At 56.4% G+C, this 17,142-nt stretch carries 17 protein-coding genes; 7 read left to right on the top strand and 10 right to left on the bottom strand.

What is annotated here, in order from left to right; translation table 11 throughout:
- Positions 1-182: 182 nt before the first annotated feature.
- The 6 genes from FHG12_RS03570 to FHG12_RS03545 all read right to left on the bottom strand — a co-directional run bounded on the left by FHG12_RS03570 (position 183) and on the right by FHG12_RS03545 (position 5,301).
- Positions 183-887 (bottom strand): VIT1/CCC1 transporter family protein, encoded by a 705-nt coding sequence (locus FHG12_RS03570; protein WP_139514350.1) that lies wholly within the window; start codon positions 885-887, stop codon positions 183-185.
- Positions 888-966: 79 nt separating this feature from the next.
- The gene (locus tag FHG12_RS03565) at positions 967-2,253 is read right to left on the bottom strand and encodes a DUF3570 domain-containing protein (protein WP_139514348.1); all 1,287 of its coding nucleotides are present in this window, start codon (positions 2,251-2,253) and stop codon (positions 967-969) included.
- Between the two features lie 21 nt (positions 2,254-2,274).
- The gene (locus tag FHG12_RS03560; RefSeq protein ID WP_139514346.1) at positions 2,275-2,523 is read right to left on the bottom strand and encodes a DUF4266 domain-containing protein; all 249 of its coding nucleotides are present in this window, start codon (positions 2,521-2,523) and stop codon (positions 2,275-2,277) included.
- The gene (locus FHG12_RS03555; protein WP_139514344.1) at positions 2,520-3,605 is read right to left on the bottom strand and encodes an FAD:protein FMN transferase; all 1,086 of its coding nucleotides are present in this window, start codon (positions 3,603-3,605) and stop codon (positions 2,520-2,522) included. Before FHG12_RS03555 ends, FHG12_RS03560 begins: the two co-directional genes overlap by 4 nt.
- A gap of 5 nt (positions 3,606-3,610) precedes the next feature.
- Positions 3,611-4,069: a thioredoxin family protein gene (locus tag FHG12_RS03550; protein ID WP_139514342.1), complete on the bottom strand. Its 459-nt coding sequence runs from the start codon at positions 4,067-4,069 to the stop codon at positions 3,611-3,613.
- Between the two features lie 218 nt (positions 4,070-4,287).
- On the bottom strand, positions 4,288-5,301 hold the full coding sequence (locus FHG12_RS03545) for a LacI family DNA-binding transcriptional regulator (protein WP_139514340.1): 1,014 nt from the start codon (positions 5,299-5,301) through the stop codon (positions 4,288-4,290).
- 365 nt (positions 5,302-5,666) lie between these two features.
- Here FHG12_RS03545 and FHG12_RS03540 point away from each other — a divergent pair, with 365 nt between their 5' ends.
- The 3 genes from FHG12_RS03540 to FHG12_RS03530 all read left to right on the top strand — a co-directional run bounded on the left by FHG12_RS03540 (position 5,667) and on the right by FHG12_RS03530 (position 9,192).
- On the top strand, positions 5,667-7,529 hold the full coding sequence (locus FHG12_RS03540; RefSeq protein ID WP_174805787.1) for a glycoside hydrolase family 2 protein: 1,863 nt from the start codon (positions 5,667-5,669) through the stop codon (positions 7,527-7,529).
- Positions 7,530-7,718: 189 nt separating this feature from the next.
- The gene (locus FHG12_RS03535; RefSeq protein ID WP_230471272.1) at positions 7,719-8,444 is read left to right on the top strand and encodes a sialate O-acetylesterase; all 726 of its coding nucleotides are present in this window, start codon (positions 7,719-7,721) and stop codon (positions 8,442-8,444) included.
- A 295-nt stretch (positions 8,445-8,739) separates the two neighbouring features.
- The gene (locus FHG12_RS03530; RefSeq protein WP_139514337.1) at positions 8,740-9,192 is read left to right on the top strand and encodes a hypothetical protein; all 453 of its coding nucleotides are present in this window, start codon (positions 8,740-8,742) and stop codon (positions 9,190-9,192) included.
- 64 nt (positions 9,193-9,256) lie between these two features.
- On the opposite strand, the gene FHG12_RS03525 is transcribed toward FHG12_RS03530, so the two are convergent.
- Complete coding sequence (locus tag FHG12_RS03525) at positions 9,257-10,051, bottom strand: DUF1223 domain-containing protein (RefSeq protein ID WP_139514335.1); 795 nt, start codon at positions 10,049-10,051, stop codon at positions 9,257-9,259.
- A gap of 366 nt (positions 10,052-10,417) precedes the next feature.
- Between FHG12_RS03525 and FHG12_RS03520 the strand changes: the two genes are divergently transcribed.
- From FHG12_RS03520 to FHG12_RS03505, 4 genes are all read left to right on the top strand, one after another.
- Positions 10,418-11,137, top strand: coding sequence for a cytochrome b/b6 domain-containing protein (locus tag FHG12_RS03520; protein WP_139514333.1), 720 nt, complete (start codon positions 10,418-10,420; stop codon positions 11,135-11,137).
- A 13-nt stretch (positions 11,138-11,150) separates the two neighbouring features.
- Positions 11,151-12,014, top strand: a complete 864-nt coding sequence (locus FHG12_RS03515; protein ID WP_139514332.1) for a molybdopterin-dependent oxidoreductase — start codon at positions 11,151-11,153, stop codon at positions 12,012-12,014.
- Positions 12,015-12,199: 185 nt separating this feature from the next.
- Positions 12,200-12,841, top strand: coding sequence for a peptide-methionine (S)-S-oxide reductase MsrA (msrA, locus tag FHG12_RS03510; RefSeq protein ID WP_317129699.1), 642 nt, complete (start codon positions 12,200-12,202; stop codon positions 12,839-12,841).
- 245 nt (positions 12,842-13,086) lie between these two features.
- Positions 13,087-13,344: a hypothetical protein gene (locus FHG12_RS03505; protein ID WP_139514328.1), complete on the top strand. Its 258-nt coding sequence runs from the start codon at positions 13,087-13,089 to the stop codon at positions 13,342-13,344.
- Between the two features lie 39 nt (positions 13,345-13,383).
- Here the strand turns inward: FHG12_RS03505 and FHG12_RS03500 are convergent, their stop codons facing one another.
- The 3 genes from FHG12_RS03500 to FHG12_RS03490 form a co-directional block, all read right to left on the bottom strand.
- Complete coding sequence (locus tag FHG12_RS03500) at positions 13,384-14,163, bottom strand: cupin domain-containing protein (protein ID WP_139514326.1); 780 nt, start codon at positions 14,161-14,163, stop codon at positions 13,384-13,386.
- Between the two features lie 92 nt (positions 14,164-14,255).
- A complete protein-coding gene (locus FHG12_RS03495) occupies positions 14,256-15,635 on the bottom strand; it encodes a putative oxidoreductase C-terminal domain-containing protein (RefSeq protein WP_139514324.1) in 1,380 nt (459 codons plus the stop codon).
- 80 nt (positions 15,636-15,715) lie between these two features.
- Positions 15,716-17,110 (bottom strand): Gfo/Idh/MocA family protein, encoded by a 1,395-nt coding sequence (locus tag FHG12_RS03490; protein WP_139514322.1) that lies wholly within the window; start codon positions 17,108-17,110, stop codon positions 15,716-15,718.
- Between the last annotated feature and the right edge of the window lie 32 nt (positions 17,111-17,142).

Below are 17,142 nucleotides of genomic sequence, written 5' to 3'. Positions count from 1 at the left end.
AATCCGCTAAGGAACTAGCCTGGCGCCCAAGCCGCTTGTACTGGGCGTGAAGCGCAAGAAACGGGATTGCGCTGCTCAGGCTTTTGCAGTGTTGCACTCATGCACATTCTTAAAACAGAAACCCCATTTTCAGCATGAAAACGGGGTTTCTGTAAACGAGCGCCGGATATAAGCCGGCTTTATCAGGACTGATCGAACTGGCGGGCAACGAAGAAAGCGGCGGCAGCGGCCAACGCGCCGGTACCGGCCATTTTGAAGGCGCCCCACACAGGCGGCTGGCCGGTCATGCGGCTTTTGAAGTACCCGAAAACCAGCAGGCACACCAGCGTAATCACGGCCGACCACAGCAACCCCTGCGCCGGGGAATCGGTGACGAAATAGGCGCTGAGCGGAATCAGGCCGCCCACGGCATAGGCAATACTGATGGTGGCCGCGCTTTTGGGCGCTTGTTTGGGGTCGGGCTTCTCCAGGCCCAGCTCGTACCTCATCATAAACTGCACCCACTGCTCTTCGTTGGCTGTTAGCTCGTGCACGGCAGCGGCGCGCGTAGCGGGCGAGAGGCCCATTTCGGCCAGCAATTCGTCTACTTCGGCTCGCTCGCGGTCGGGCACCTCCAGCACTTCGCGGTGCTCACGCGCAAGCTCCGAAGCGTAGTGCTCAATTTCGGTGCGACCGGCGAGGTAGCCGCCCAGCCCCATCGCGATGGACCCGGCCACGACTTCGGCCAAGCCCGCCGTAATCACCAGCCCCGATGACTGTACTGCCCCGCTTAGCCCCGCCGCTAGTGCAAAAGGCACCGTAAGCCCATCCGACAAGCCAATTACGATGTCTTGCAACATGGCCGAGCTGGTCAGGTGGTCTTCGGTATGCGGGTGCGCGCCGGACATAGCAGAATGGGTTAGAATGAGTTATTGGGTAAGGTATTGATTATTAATTACTTGCAATAAGGCGGCTAGCGTTGTTAGGCTACGGCATGGTAAACGACAAATCAGCACTGATGAGGTTGGCCGTTAGGCCGGTGCTTTGGCGGTAATAAGCGTAACGCAAATCCAAGGCTTTGAACTTGGCCACCCGCCCACCAAACGGCGTTTTGAATCGGCCCAACCCATACACCGGCGAGTAGCGCAGGCCCAGGCCCACCTTGTTGGCCGAAAAAGAAGCCAAGTCGTAATCGGAAGTGTAGTAAGTGTCTGTGAGTGAGTGCGCTATGTAAGGCGCAAAGTACTTGGCCGACGTTTGGGTGTGGTAGCGATAGAAGAGATACACCACAAAAAACGGCGTTACTTTCACCGGCGTTTCTAGCTCAAAAGTGTGGGCCTGAATACCAAAATTGTCGTTGTAGAAGCGGTAGAAACCACGTACTTGCACCAAGTCGGTGGCGTAGTACGTGGCGCGCAGGCCCACTGGGTATTTGTAGCGCTGGCGCGGCAGTAGCTCGGTTTTGGCCGTGCCCAGCGCCCCACCGGTTTCGCGGAAATACACCCGGTGAAACGGCGTGCTTAGCAGGCCGCGTTGGGCTACCAGCTCGGTGCTCACGGCCAGTTGCAGACGCTGGGTTAGTACTTGCGAGTACACCAAGTTCAGGTTGTAGCTCTGGCGCGTGTCGAAACCCGAGCCGTGTTCCTGGCCGCGGCCCGCCGGACGCAGTTCCGCTGGCAAGATGAGCGTGGCCCGGTCGAAGAACGCCTGGCCCGCGACGCTTAGCTCGCGGTTGCCGTCGGCAGAGGCGTGTGCCCACGAAGCGGTCAGGTTAAACGACAGGTAATCATACTCTTTCGAAAACCCGCCGCCCAGCCCCACGATGGTTTGCTTGTCGGCCAGCTGGCGCGAGTAGCCCAAATCGACGTGGTAACGCGTGTCGCTCGACGAGGGCGACGACAGTACCTGATCAATCCGGTCGGTGGAAGCCGAAGCGTAGTAATCCATGCCCACGTTGGCCGATACGCGCGTCACGGAATCCAGGGGAATGTTCAGGATGATGGTGGGCGTCAGGTCGGTCAGGTGCTGGGTGCCGCGGCCCCCTTCCACAGCGCCGTGGTCGCCGTCCTGCTGGTAGTAGCTGGTCAGGATATTGACTTCCGTTTCGCCTTGGTTGGTAGGGTTAGGCGGATTGGGAACGGTGGTATTGGGCGCGCCGTACCCATCGACCCGGTTTGGGGTCGGGGTGGCCTGCGCCCAGGTGAGCGTAGGGGCCAGCACCAGGAGCAGCGGGGCAGCAAAGCGCAGAAAAGAAGCGCTAAAATCGCGGTTCATATATAATGATCTTATAATCAATTAGTTGCAACCGCAGCCGCCACCTACCTTGCCTCCGTTGGCTCCGCCAGCGCCTTCGCGGTAGCTCTCGAAGTTGGTTTCGTACACTTCGATGCGCTTGTTGGCTAGCTTCATGTCCTCGTCGTTGAGGTACACCTTCTGGTAAGCCGCCACCGATACACAGCTTGCCAAGCCGCTGCTGCCTGCCAGCGCTAGTACTAGCCCCAAAATCAGGCGAGGCCAAGGATTTGTTTTCAGGATCTTGGTCATGGTTTGGAAGCAGAAGCTGCCTGAGACTTAGGGTTGGAGTAGTAGTTGGCAGTCATGCCTTTGGAAGTCAGCGTACGGCCGGCGTTGGTGATAAGTGCACAATCGATGCCCTGAAGGCGATTAATAAAGGCCAACCCTTCTTCCGGACCTTTCACAAACACCACTTCGTCGAGGCCATCGGCTACTTCTACGTCGGGGCAGATGATAGTCACTGAGCGCAAGCCCGTGGCCGGGTAGCCCGTATGCGGATTGATGATGTGGCCGTAGTATTTGCCCTTTACCGTGAAGTACTGCTCGTAGTTGCCGGCCGTCACCACAGCCATGTCGGTCACGGTAAGCCACGACGAAACCGACTGCGGATAAGCCGGATCGCCGATGGCAATGCGCCACAGCGAGCCATCGCCCTGCCGGCCCCAGCACGATACGTCGCCTGAGCCGTTGATCAGACCGCCCTGGATGCCCATTTGCTTCATCAGGGCCTGGGCGCGGCGCACCCCGTAGCCTTGCAGAATGCCCGCCAGGTTCATGCGCATGCCTTTTTCCTGAAGCATCACGGAATGAGCGGCCGGGTTAAGCAGCACTTTCTCGTAGCCGATGCGGCGCACCGAAGCGCGCACCACGGCCGAGTCGGGGAGGGCGGCGTGCTCCTGGCGGTCGAACTTGTAGATTTTCTCGCCCCCGGCGAAGGTGACGTCAAAAGCGCCGCCGCTCAGCGCCGAGAGCTTCAGCGTGCGAGCAATCAGATCGTACACCTCTTGATCCACAACCACCGGATGCAGGCCCGCGGCGCGGTTAACCTGCGTAATCTGCGACGTAGAATCCCAGTACGAACACAGTCGGTCGATGCGCTGGGCCTCCCGTATGCCCGCCCGAATGGCTCTCCACGCCAGCGAATCGTCGGCCGAAACCGCCGTAAACGTAAAGTGAGAGCCCATTAAATGAGCACTGCGCGTGAAATTGCGGGCTTTAGGCGCCGTCGGTTGGGCGTGGGCTATAAAGCTGCTAGTCAGTAGAATGCTGAACAGGAGCAGCGCCGACGCCTTTTGCCAGAAAGCGTCGGGGAGGGTCAGAGGGCTGCGCACAGAGCTTATTTCTTGGCCAGCAACTGCGTCAGGTAAGCGTCGTAGGCGGCGGGACCACCGGGGCGGTAGCCGGTCTTGGCCAGCACTTTGCCTTCGGGCGACAACAGCACCACCAGCGGAAACGAACCTTCTTTGTTTAGTTGGGCCGCGGCCTGCTCGTTGAGCTTGGTTTGGGTGGCGGGCAGCTTGTTTTTCTTGCTGCGCGGAAAGTCGAAGCGGGCCAGCACAAACTTGTCCTGCGCGTATTGCGCAAATTCAGGCTTATCAAATACTTCCTGCTTGAGCATGATGCAGGGCTTGCACCAGTCAGAACCCGAAAAAACCGCCAGTACCGGTTTGTTGGAAGCTTTTGCTTGTTGCAAAGCCGCATTCAGGTCGGCAGTCCAGGTAACGGCGGGCACCGACTGCGCGGTAGCCCCGAAAGCAATCAGCAGCGCGAAAAGACACAGAGCAAGGAAACGCATGGAGAAGAAAGGTCAGAGTGGAAATTAAAATCAAATTAATTCACAAACCGTGCTACCATACGATTACAGTTCCATTACGACGTGTTCTTAAGCGTATTTTAAGAATTTCCGGGCTGGGGAAGCCGGAGAATGCTTTTGCGTTTCCTTGTAACTATTTGTGCAACAGGTAGTTGCAAGGGAGGGTTTAGATAAGATTCTGCCGGCTGCTCTAGGCAGCGTTAGTTGCGGGCCGTTGACTTCCGTTCGATCAGCTCGGAGTTCAGAACCAGGCTTTGCGAAGCGGTTAGGGCTCGGTTTTTATCCAAGGCCGTAAACAGGATGCAGGCGGCTTCGCGGCCCATGGCATAGGCCGGCTGCTTGATGGCCGTGAGCGGCGGATCGAGCAGGGAAGCGATTTCCAGGTTGGAAAAGCCGATGATCTTGACGTCCCCGGGGATGCTCAGGTTCAGGGCTTTGCAGGCCTCGTAACTGCTTATGGCCAAGCGCTCTACGGAAGCAAAAATGCCGTCGACCTTTTGCGTTTCGAGCAGCTGCTGAATCAGCATACGGTTGTGCTCGTTGCTCTGGTGGCCACTTACAATCAGGTTGGCATCAAATGGAATCGCGTGATCTTCAAGGGCTTGTTGGTAACCTTGCATGCGCTTCTGCCCGATGGACAGATGTTCGGAAATCAGCAGGTACGCAATGCGTCGGCAGCCGGCCTCCAACAAGTGCTGCGTGGCTTTGTAGCCGCTCTCAAAGTCGTTGGTCGTTACCCTGACCGTGGCCATTTCCTCGCACACCCGGTCGAAGAAAACGATGGGAATGTTCTTGTTTTTGAGCTCCTGCAAGTGCGCAAAATCGGCGCTTTCGCTGGCCACCGACATCAGGATGCCGTCCACGCGCCCGTTGGCCAGATATTGCGCGATGGCGGCCTCGCGGGTGTGGTCTTCGTGGGTGAGGTAAATGAGTACGTGGTAGCCGTTGTGGCGTGCTACTTCCTCTATGCCGTTGATTACCAACGAGAAGAAGCTATTGGCGACCTCCGGAATAACCACGCCGATGGTCTTGCTTTTTTGGCGCCGCAAACTGCTGGCGTGCGGATTGGGCTCGTACCGCAGCTCACGTGCCAGCGCCCTGACGCGCTCTTTGGTATCAACGGCGATTTCATGGCTGTCGCGAAGGGCTTTCGAAACAGCCGAGATGGATAAATTTAATTCTTGGGCAAGCCTTTTCAGGTTAACGCTACTCATGCCCCTAAATTCCGCAAAATTAAGGACAACTCACCTAGGTGCTCATTCTGTCAGCCTACTGCAAAGCAGTGCATACGGCGTTTGGAGCGCGATTCTGCGCACAGAATCAAGGACATAGTACCCGTCTTTGCAACGCACTAGCTAATAGCTACTTGCCCGAATGAGGGTAGTCTTACTCACTTACTCTTGTACTGTCGAGATAGGCTGTTTGCAATCGATTTCGAAAACGTTTTCGTGAATAAATAGGATAAATTCCGTTGCGCGGGCGCAAGTTTTCGGTACTTACTGCTCTTAAGTAAAATGCAGGAACCGGTATGGGCTTGCGTTTCCCTCGCTTTTATTTCGCTCACTTTCCGTTTCACCGCATGAATATTCGACCTCTGCTGAACGCCCTAACGGCGCTGGTGCTGCTTGTGGGCCCTTTTGCTAGCCACAACCTGCGGGCGCAGTCGGCCCAGTTGCAGAACGCGCCCGGCCGGCGCATTCTCAACTTAAATGGCAGCTGGAACTACATCATCGATCCGTACGAAAACGGCTTTTACGACTACCGCCGCGAAGCTTTTGACCAGTCGAAGTCGGGCAAGGGCGGCTACTACGACAATCAGAAACCTAGCTCGAAGCAGGAAACCGAACTGATTGAGTATGACTTCGATAAGTCGGCGGCGTTGCAGGTGCCCGGCGACTGGAACTCGCAGGACCCGAAGCTGCTCTACTACGAAGGCACCATTTGGTACAAGAAGAGCTTCAGCCTGACGCCGAAACCCGGCAAGCGCTATTTTCTGTATTTCGGAGCGATCAATTACGAATCGCATATCTATTTGAATGGCAAGAAGTTAGGTATGCGCAAAGGCGGCTTCACGCCCATCCAGTACGACATCACCGATCGCCTCAGCAGCACCGGCGACAACTTCGTGATCGTGAAGGCCGACAACACCCGCCACGCCGACGAAGTACCGACCATCAACACCGACTGGTGGAACTACGGCGGCATCACCCGCGACGTGTTCATTGCCGAAACCCCGGCCACCTACATCACCGATTACAAGGTTCAACTGGCCAAAAACGACCCCAACACGCTGGCGGGCTACGTGCAGCTTAGCGGCGAGGGAAAAGCCGGGCAAACCGTGACCCTCAACATTGCCGAAGCCGGCATCAAGAAGAGCCTGAAGACCGACGCCGAAGGCCGCGCCACGTTTGCGGTTCCGGCCAAGAAGCTTACGCGCTGGTCGCCCCAAAACCCGAAGCTGTACCCTGTGAGCCTGACCAGCGGCTCCGATGCGGTGCAGGACCGCATCGGGTTTCGCACCATCCAGACGAAAGGCACGGACATTCTACTCAACGGAAAATCGACCTTTTTGCGCGGCATTTCCATCCACGACGAAAACCCGCTCATTCCAGGTCGGGCGCGCGGTGAAGGCGACCTGCGCATGCTCCTGACTTGGGCTAAAGAGCTCGGTTGCAACTATGTACGCCTGGCGCACTACCCCCACAACGAAGCCATGCTGAAGCTTGCCGACGAGATGGGCCTGCTCGTGTGGGCCGAAGTCCCCGTGTACTGGACCATTGCTTGGGAAAACCCCGCCACTTACCAAAATGCCGAAACGCAGCTCACGGACCTCATTTCGATGGGGAAAAACCGCGCCAGCATCGTGGTGTGGTCGGTGGGCAACGAAACGCCGCCCAGCGACCCGCGTCTGAAATTCATGACCAGCCTGGTCAAGAAAGCCCGCAGCCTCGACGATACCCGCCTGATTTCGGCTGCCTTAGAGTTGCACCGCGATGGCTCTAAAATAACCGTAGACGACCCGCTGGGCGCCGAGCTCGACCTGACCAGCTTCAACGAATATGCCGGTTGGTATTGGGGCGGCAAGCCCAGCGAAATCACGCAGTATACTTTCGACATCAAATACAACAAGCCCGTCATAATCAGTGAGTTTGGCGGCGACGCCCTGGGTGGCTACCACGCCGACGCCGATACCCGCTGGAGCGAGGAATACCAAGAGGCGCTGTACCAAAACCAGTTCAAAATGCTCAGCGGCATTGCCGGCCTGCGCGGTCTGACCCCCTGGATTCTGACCGACTTCCGCGCCACGCGCCGCCAGCACCCCGTATATCAAAACGGCTTCAATCGCAAAGGCTTGATTTCCAATACGGGGCAAAAGAAGAAAGCTTTTTACACCGTGCAGGAATATTACCGCCAAATGGCGCAGAAATACGATGGCAAATAACCTCCCCGTTTGGTAGCCCCCATGCGATGCGCTGCTGCAAAATGGCCCGGCTTCCTCAGCTTGCTGTTGCTCTTACTAGTCGCCGAAAGGCTACCGGCGCAGGGCCTGCAACCCCGACTTTGCGAACAGGCTACGCCGCCTAAAACGAAGGAGAAATTTAAGCTGTATCTACTTGTAGGTCAATCAAATATGGCTGGGCGAGGTGCAGTGGAAGCGCAGGATACTGTACCCAACCGACGGGTATTGCGCCTGAACAAAGAAGGCGCCTGGGAGATTGCCAAAGACCCCGTGCACTTCGACAAAGCGGCGGCAGGCGTAGGGCCTGGCCTGACGTTCGGCAAAACGCTGGCCGCCTTGGATACGAGCGTAGTCATTGGCTTGATTCCGTGCGCGGTAGGGGGCTCCGGCATCAATGTCTGGCAGCCGGGCGCCTTCTACGCTGCCACCAATACCAACCCCTACGACGATGCCATCAGGCGGGCCAAAGCGGCCATGCAAAGCGGCACCTTAGCGGGCATTATCTGGCATCAGGGAGAGTCGGACAGCAAGCCCGACTTGAGCTCGGCCTACGGCAAGAACCTTACAGAACTAATTGCCCGCTTCCGCAGGGATTTGCAGTCGCCCGACGTGCCGTTCGTGGCGGGGCAATTGCCGGAATTTCAATTCGTGCAAACAGATAGTATTGGTAAACAACACGTTAACGCAGATGCAATTCGCGTCAACCAAGCCGTGGCCCAGCTAAAAAAGACGGTGCCACACTACGATTACGTCACGGCCGAAGGTACCCGCGACCGTGGCGATAGGCTACATTTTGACGCGGTTTCGGCCCGCCTCATGGGCCGTCGGTATGCCTTGGCTATAAAGGCGCTACAGCAAAAAAATGCCAAAGCTCGTTCACGCGTTAGAGCGAAATAGTTAATTGATTACCAGATTGTTGTTTGGCAATAGAGGCAAGCAAGTAGAGCCTACTAACAGCTTTCTTCGATAGCAAGTAGGCAAAGTTAACCAGATCAACTATCGAAAGGGAAGGTTGGCCTGTTGTGACCTGCCGAGGCGCGTTACAGCGGAGCAAGTAAGGCTGTCAATAGCATTAGTCGAAGAATGAATATTGTCTTCTGTATTTTATAATATTTTTAATATACATGTTGTTCTCTATGTCAGAAAAGGCATTTACATTGAACTGTTCTTTTAGGGTTTACGATCAGTTTATATGGCTTTTTCTACTTCGTTGCGTCTTTTTCGTCGGGCTTCTTACGCGTTGCTAATGGTGGCAGGTACGGCCTGTGCCAGCATTCACGAACGAGCGTATGCTGTGCAGGAACAACCGGAGGAAAGCCATCAGCCGGAAAATCAGTTGGAACTGCTGCGTTTCCGCCTCGTGCCCGATGCCAGTGGGCAGCGCGTGCAATGGGTGACTCCCGATGAACTGGCTTGCTCTTACTTTGTGGTCGAGCGCCGCACCGAGCAAGGAGCGTTTCAGGCGCTGGGTCGCGTGCCCGGCGATGCCATGGCCGTGAGCGCTCGCAGCCATGAGTTCGTTGATACAACGCCGGTACAGGGACGCGCGCAATACCGACTGCGGCAAGTTGACCTAGATGGCTTGGTGCACACCGGCCCCGTCCTTGAGACGATGCCAAGCAGCACAATTTTTGCCGTGCGCTAAGAAAAATTTATCAAAAGGCTAATAAAAGTAACTGATATAAATATTTGATTGTCAAATACTTATATCAGTTACGAGAGGTTAACGCTGCCTCGTGCAACGGTAGGCTAGCGCTGCCCACGATGTGGCGCGATGCTTTTTCCTGTACCAGCACTACGGCGCGCAGGTTTTGGGCTTTCCACTGCGCATTCAGGTTTAGCGGGGCTGTGGCCGAGAAGGTGCCGTTGTCGAGGGTAGTGCCCAATGGGCGCAGGCTTCGCACCACGGACGCGTGTCGGAGCAACCGGCCCGAATTTTCGCCCCGGCCCACTTGGCTCGACAGGCCGCTTTCGTTCAAGGCAAGCAGCACCTCGGCTGGGCCGGTGCCGGCGGGCAGGTTGGCTACGGTTACGACCAGCATATTATTCGAGCGGGCCAGGGTAACAGTGGCGCGAGGCGCTTTGGCAGCCTTGGCAATGGACTGTGCTACAAGCTTTTGCTGGCTGCCCACAAATTCGTACTGGCCATTTACGATGGCTTGGGGCGTGTACGAGCCCGTGCCGAATAGGGCGGCGTAGTCGCGCTGGCGGCGGGTGAAGACGGCGGACGAGAAGGGGTCTTTCCAGCCCAGGTTGTTCCAATAATCGACGTGCTGGCCCAACACGATCACCTCCACGCCCGCAATAGTCTGCGTGGTTTCGAGTTCGCGCAAGGCCGCATCGGCCGCCGGGCAGCTCGAACATCCTTCCGAAGTGAAGAGCTCCACCACTACCGGCACCTTGCCCGCCGCATCCTGCTGGCGCCCCATCGGCAAGACGTTCCTGAACACTGCGGCCGAAGCGGCCGTCACGCAAAGCAGCAGAGCGAAGGCGAAGCGTTTCATAGGAACGGACGTTTGGCATTTCGTAAGGGTAGACGGGCCACTTTTCCAAACCTTTCCGGAATGGAGAAAAACGCCGCTATAGTCTAACGCCTTGGTTTCGTGGAGGTTGCTAGAGGTGCAAAGGCAACAAGGGCTGATGGTGAGTAAGAAGGAGCAGAGAGCAGTGAAGTAGCCAGAACTTATCGTAAATATAAATAATTGACTATCAATATAATAGCTATGTACTTAGCAGTTTGAAAAAGAAGTAGCGCCGCAAGCACTGTTTAGCAGATGTGGGCGTCTGTTGGCACAAGTAAGGCGCCAATGCTGTTACTATTGCTGGCAAGCTCGTTTCCTGATGCTACTTTCACTTCGTCCGTGGATTCGATGAAAAAATTAGTTGAAAAGCATCCGTTGGCCATTCGTTGGTTTCACTGGATCAACTTCCCGGTGCTGGCCCTGATGATCTGGAGCGGCATCCTGATTTATTGGGCCAATGACGTGTACCGCCTTGGCTGGGGTAACGTCACGCTGCTGAAGTTTTTTCCGAAGTCGTTTTACCAGGCGTTTCACGTCGATCATAAGCTGGCGCAAGGCATGGCGTGGCACTTTGTGCTGATGTGGGTTTTTGCCCTGAACGGGCTGCTGTACGTGAGCTACACGCTCGTGTCGGGCGAGTGGCGAGCGCTGGTGCCCAACCGCCACAGCTTCGCCAGCGCCTGGCAAACTGTGCTACACGACCTGGGCATCCGCAAGGAGCCGCTGCCGCCGCAGAAGTTCAATGGTGCCCAGCAAATCGCGTACACGTCGGTGGTGCTGATGGGGGCGGGGTCGCTGCTGACGGGCCTTGCCATTTACAAGCCTGTGCAGTTCGCGTGGCTGACCTCGCTGCTGGGGGGGTACGAATGGGCGCGCATCGAGCATTTCACCCTGACCGTTGGCTACGTGCTGTTTTTTGTGGTGCACATCGCGCAGGTGGTCAGAGCGGGCTGGAACAACTTCCGCGCCATGGTCGCCGGCTTTGAAATCGTGGACGAACCGGCCGTGCAGCCGTCAAGCGCCTCATTACCGACGGTGGCCTCTGCCGCGCCTTCGTCCCAGGCTTAATTTTCTTTGTCTCATGGCTTACCCCGAATCCTCCCAACCTGCCGCTTCCGGTCCGGCTTTGCCTGAGTCCCAACCGACAACCCCCGTTTCAGATGAAGCCGTGGAGCGCCAGGCTGCGCGCCGGACGCGCCGGGCTTTTCTGGTGGGCGGTGTGGCGGCTTTGGCGGGCATTGTAGGCTGGAACTGGCTGCTCGATGCGCCGCAGGAAGATGGCTTGGCGGCGCCGTTGCGCCGCGTGCTCGATGCCAACGGCCGTTTGGCCACGGCGTATTTTCGCAATACACGCCTCGCCACCGAGTTTCCGAAAAGCCGCGCCAAGCCCCTGCGAAAAAATGGCACCGAAGGCTTGAAATCGGCACTGGACGCGGTAGCTTGGCGCTTACAGGTCCAGCGCTACGCCCCGGCCGGCACCACGCCTCGCATGCAGGAATTTACCCTCGATGAGGTGAAAGCGCTGCCCCGCGTCGAGATGACTACCGAGTTTAAGTGCATCGAAGGGTGGAGCACCATCGTAACCTGGGCTGGCACGCGCCTCTCCGATTTTTTGGCGAAATACCCGCTGGCTACCCGTTCCGGCCGTCCCGTCGATCCCAACAATCCGCCCACCGATCTGGCGCCGTATGTAAGCTTGGTTACGCCCGATAAAGAATATTACGTGGGACTCGAAATTGAAAGTGCCCTGCATCCTCAAACCCTGCTGTGCTACGAGATGAACGGCACTCCGCTCACGCCCGAACACGGGGCACCGTTGCGGCTGGTTACGCCGCTCAAGTATGGCATCAAGCACATCAAGCGCATCGGTACCATTGCCTTCCTCGACCAACGCCCGCCCGATTATTGGGCCGTTCGGGGCTACGATTGGCACGCTGGCCATTAGATAGTGATGAAGCAGTAACAGCGTAAAATACAGCGTTACAGATCACACTAATCGCCTCGTTCTGTTGTTGTAAGGGCTTACCGCCTAGCGCGTCGGCCCGGTCCGAAACCACCCATCCTTTTTGACTCTCTATACCTATGCAAACCCGTAATTTCTTTCTTGCCCTAGCTATCGCAACCAGCAGTTTGGCTTCGCTTGCCTTCGTGCCGCTGAGTCCCGATAATCCGACTGTAAGCTTGAAACGCTCCACGGCTAACCCTGCACCCAAAGACCTGACGGGCTTGGCGGTGGCTACTTTTGCCGGGGGCTGCTTCTGGAGCAATGAAGAAACATTCGAAGAAGTACGCGGCGTCACAGTCGTGGTGTCGGGCTATGCAGGCGGCACTGTCAAAAATCCGAGTTACGAAGATGTGGCTAGTCAGCGAACCGGCCACGCCGAATCGGTGCAGGTGTACTACAACCCCAAGCAGGTAACCTATCAGCAGTTGCTCGACGTGTTTTTCCTCGGTGCCCACAACCCCACCGAGCTCAACCGCCAAGGCCCCGATACCGGCCCCGAATACCGTTCGGTGGCGTTTTACCGCTCTCCGCAGGAAAAGCAGCTTATTGAAGCAACCATCAAGCGCATCGACGCTTCTCACCATTACGATGCGCCCATCGTAACGCAGGTGGCGCCCTACACGCAGTTTTGGACTGCCGAAGACTACCACCAAGGGTACTACCGCTTGCACCCTACGCAAGGCTACATCGACCATGTATCACGGCCGAAGGTTGAGAAATTCAGAAAGGCCTTTCCCAATCTGCTCAAGCCTGCCGAAGTGCTTTAGGAACTCGCCGGATAATTTATTTAGCTAAAAAAGCCCGCTTCCATGTTGGAAGCGGGCTTTTTCGTGTGAAGAGACACTATGCTATGCGCAGCTTTAGCTCTCGTTTATAAGTGTTTACAACACGGTAGCTGATGCGAATTTGTGGGAAACAATGCGTAAAATATTAGCTAATATCATTGGATATAATGCTAAATATATTAGATTTGTATATCGTATTTCTGGCCACCCACTAGCTCTTTACTTCTATGGATAAGCGTTTGCGATATCAGGTTCGGTGCCAGGTTACTTTGGCGCAACTTGATTGTGGTCAGGTAGTTGGCCTGCACCAAGAGGAACACCAAGTGACCAGCTACACAGCCGAGCTTAACGAGCTGTTTGTGGATTTGTGTGATCACTTTCGCAGCCCGCGTTTGCTGGGCCTGCAGATCCTTTCCATCCGGCGCCAACGACGCATGCTCCGACGCATCCGTCCCTTGCCCTCCGCCCTGATGGTCGTGCGGTAGACGCGTACTTTTTGCCAGTCGGTAAGAAGCGAAAGCGTATTACTCAGCGTTGCTGTGCCACTGAATGGCAAAATAGCCGCATGGCGTGCTGCCCGTGTTGGTAAAGGCATGCGGCACGTTGGACCGCAGCAAGATCACGTCCCCCGTCGTGGCTTTGTGTGATTTGTCGCCGATCAGCATTTCGCCGTTGCCTTTGGTCATCAGAATAATTTCTTCGGCGCGGTGCGTGTGCGGTGGATGGCTGGCTTTGCCGGGGTTGAGTACCGTTGCGTGCACGTCAAACCGTTTAAACACCGACGAGGGCCGGTCGAACACGGGGCGGGTTTCGCCCTTGTCGGTTTTGGTCATCTTAAACTGGCTCCAGTCTTTCAGAAACGAGCCGCCTCCAGCCTGGCCACGCTGCATGTCCACGGGGTCTTTCGCCTTGAATTTCAGCACGTAATACGTTGCCGGTACCTTAGTGGCATTGCGAAAGCTTTGTTTGTCGCCGGCCACAATGAGCGCGAGGCCGCCGGGGCCCAGCGCCTTGGTCGAGTCTTTCACGGTTGCCGTCAGGGTGCCCTCCTTCACGATCACGAGCTCTTCCGCATCGTTGTAGCCTTGCAGCGGGTGGTTCATTTGCCCCGGCCCGAGCGTGGAGGTATGAATGGTCAGCTCTGCCAAGTCAAGCGTGCTACCTTTGGCCAGTTGCCGGCTTTCGCGCCCGCCGTCCTTCTTTACCGCTTGATCAGTAGGGCTATACACTGCCGAGGGCAAGTCATCGGTTTGCACGAAACCAGCAGTAACCAAGGCGCCAAGGGCCAGCAATGTCATTTTCATAAAGCAGGTGGGTAAACTCAGGTAGTGAGAAGGAGGAAAAGCAGAAGGATGATTTGAGTGGTTGTTAACGTAAGTACCAGATTGTTAATAAGTTACTTGTTGGGGCTTTGCAAAGCCATTTCCAGCCCTTTGGTGGTGGTGTAGTATTTGGCCAGCATGTTGGGCACTTCCCACTGGGGCATGTTCCGTTGCTGAAGATACTCCAGAAACTGCTGGGTGACGCGGGCAAAATGCGATTCGTGGCCTTCGCGGTAGCTATCGGGGATGAGCACCTCCCAGCCTTTATCCGATTTTTTCAGTGCCACGCCGGGGTATTTTGCCTGAATCGGCTGGACTGCTTCCCGCAGGGTCTTTTCGTACGCCGCATTGTTTGTGCGCGGCTCCACGTACAGGGCCGTTTGGTAATGCTGCGCGGCGCCCTGCCGAACCACCAGATTGGCTTTGGTGCCCCGCAGCATCGAATAATGCGTGTCGCCGGCTCCTTCGGGCGCTTTGTACGCCCAGATGGCCGAAACCTTGGCGTGCACGCCCAACAGCCGGTACACAATCGAGCCGTTGCTGTATACTTTCAGCAGGCTGTCGTTGGCCAGGTCTGGTTTTAAGTAAGCCGGAAAGGCCGGGAGTTGGGTAATGGTCTTGAACTGACTGAGGCTCATGTCGGTAGGCCAGCGCTTGGCCGAAAGAACCTGGATATCTTTTTTATAATCCAAGGCCTTTTCCGGAAAGCATTCCCACTGTACCAAGTCCACGAGGTGCGTGGTCACATCTACAATGCCTTCGCCTTCCTGCCGGACATCCATAAACCACGGCGGACGCGTTAACACGTTGCCTGACACATACTTATAAAAGTAGTGCACGCTTTCCTTTACGACAGCCGGGTTGTCGGGCGTGCCTTTTTCCAGGGTGCCAAACACCTGCGGCAGCTGAGAAAGCGCCTTTTGCAGCACAGTGGTGATCTCAAACCGCTCCGTCATGATGTCGTAGAGCAGCAAGTTGCGTTGGCGAGCGGTCGCAAAGGCGCTTTCCAGCGTTTTAAACTCCTGGCTGTTGATTGCCATCGGCTTGTCGGCCAGTACGTTAAAGCCAGCTTTTAGCGACTCGGCGATGTACTCGGTTTTCTTTTGATTGTTGCCCGCAATAACCACCACGTTGCCCGCTTTCTCGGCCAGCATTTTCTGAAAGAAATCGGGGCCGGTGTACACCTGCTCTTGCCAGTGCGTGGGGTTGTCGGCGCGGGTGTTGTACGCCGTAATCCTATCCAGATGCAGCTGCACGTCGGGGCCGGCCGGGGCATACACGTGCACCGTCGGGTCGACGGTTGGGTACATGGACTTTTGCACCAGCGCCGCATGAAAATGCCCCGGATCAAGCGTTACCAATCGCACGGCGGCACTCGGTTTGTTGGTAGTTTGCCCCAAGCAGGAGAGGGTAGTCAGAAAAATGAAGGGCAGGGCAAGGCGAATAGTCTTCATTTTCTCGAACAGAGGGTTTGGTAAACCGCAATCTAGTTACCTGATTTGGGTTCTGTGATAAATACTTGACAATTAATTAATTAGCCAATCATGGTATAAGGCTTGCGCTGAGGACGCGAAAGCATGCTGTTGGCTTCGTCATCATTCTTGAAGCGTTCTTTGGCAGGGTCCCAGTACACTTTGCGTTGCAGCTTCATCACGATGTGGTGAATTAGGCAAGTAGAGCAGGAGCGATGCCCCACTTCTACGGGCGCAATCGGCGGCTTGCGCGATTTGATGCACTCCAGCCAGTTGCCGTGGTGTTCTTTGCTCTCGTAGAGGTGGATTTCGTTTGGCCCAATCACCGACTGGATGAGCTTCGGATCGCTGGCGTCCAGGGCTTTGGCCGCCTGAATGCTGGCCGGGTCGCTGGCCGTAGCCTTGGCGTCGCCGCGCGACACGAAAATCCAGCCGTCGGTTCCTTCGAACTTGATGCCGTTTGGGAAGCTGTCGCTGATGATCATGTGTACGCCGTTGGCATACAATCCTTCGGTCTTGAAGGGACCGTGCACGTTCCAGAGGCCTTTTTTGGGAAATTCGGCGGTGCCCCACACCTCTATCGGGCCGGTGTGCTCGGTGTCCATGGCCCAGTGCGCGCAATCGACGTGGTGGGAGCCCCAACCCGTAATCATACCGGCGCCAAACTGCTCGCAGCGCAACCAGCCGGGGCGGTCGTAGCCCTGTTGCGGGTGCACGCGCTTTTCGGTGTAATACACCTCCGGCGTCGAGCCCAGCCACATATCGTAGTTTAGGTTTTTGGGCACCGGCATGGGCGGCTCTTCGTCGCCGGAAGGGTCGCCGGGCAAGCCGATGTACACGGTTTTGAGCTTGCCGATGCGCCCGTTGCGCACCAATTCAGCGGCGTAGCGAAACTGGCTGGTCGAGCGCTGCTGGCTGCCAATCTGGAAAATGCGGCCGGTTTTTTTCACCGCGTCGCTCAGCGCCCGGCCTTCCGCAATGGTTAGGGAAGTTGGCTTTTGACAGTACACATCCTTGCCCGCCTTTACCGCCGCCATCCCGATGAGCGCATGCCAGTGGTCGGGCGTGCTGATCAGCACCGCATCCACGTCTTTGTTCTGCAACAAAGACTGGTAATCGTGGTAAACCTTCACCCCGTCGAACGGCTTGCCGTTTTTCTTGGAGTAATAGTCGTTGACCAACATTTTGGCGTCTTCGGCGCGCTTGGTATCCAAGTCGCAAACGGCCATAATCTGGGCCTGGTCGTATTGCCAGACGCCGGGCATGTCGTGGCCGCGCGAAATCCGTCCGGTGCCAATAGCGCCGATGTTGATGCGGTTGCTGGGCGCATTTTTCCCGAAAACGCTGGCCGGCACTATCGTCGGGAAGCCGCTAAATGCAATGGTCGCGACGGCGGCTTTGGCGGAAGCTTCCAGAAAATTCCGCCTGGAAACCTGAGGTGTTTTTTCTTCGCTCATGCGCTTTGTGGGTTAAAATAGCCAGAAGAAAA

The organism is Hymenobacter jejuensis (genome assembly GCF_006337165.1).
GTDB lineage: Bacteria > Bacteroidota > Bacteroidia > Cytophagales > Hymenobacteraceae > Hymenobacter > Hymenobacter jejuensis.
This window is presented reverse-complemented; position numbering and strand designations above follow the sequence as displayed.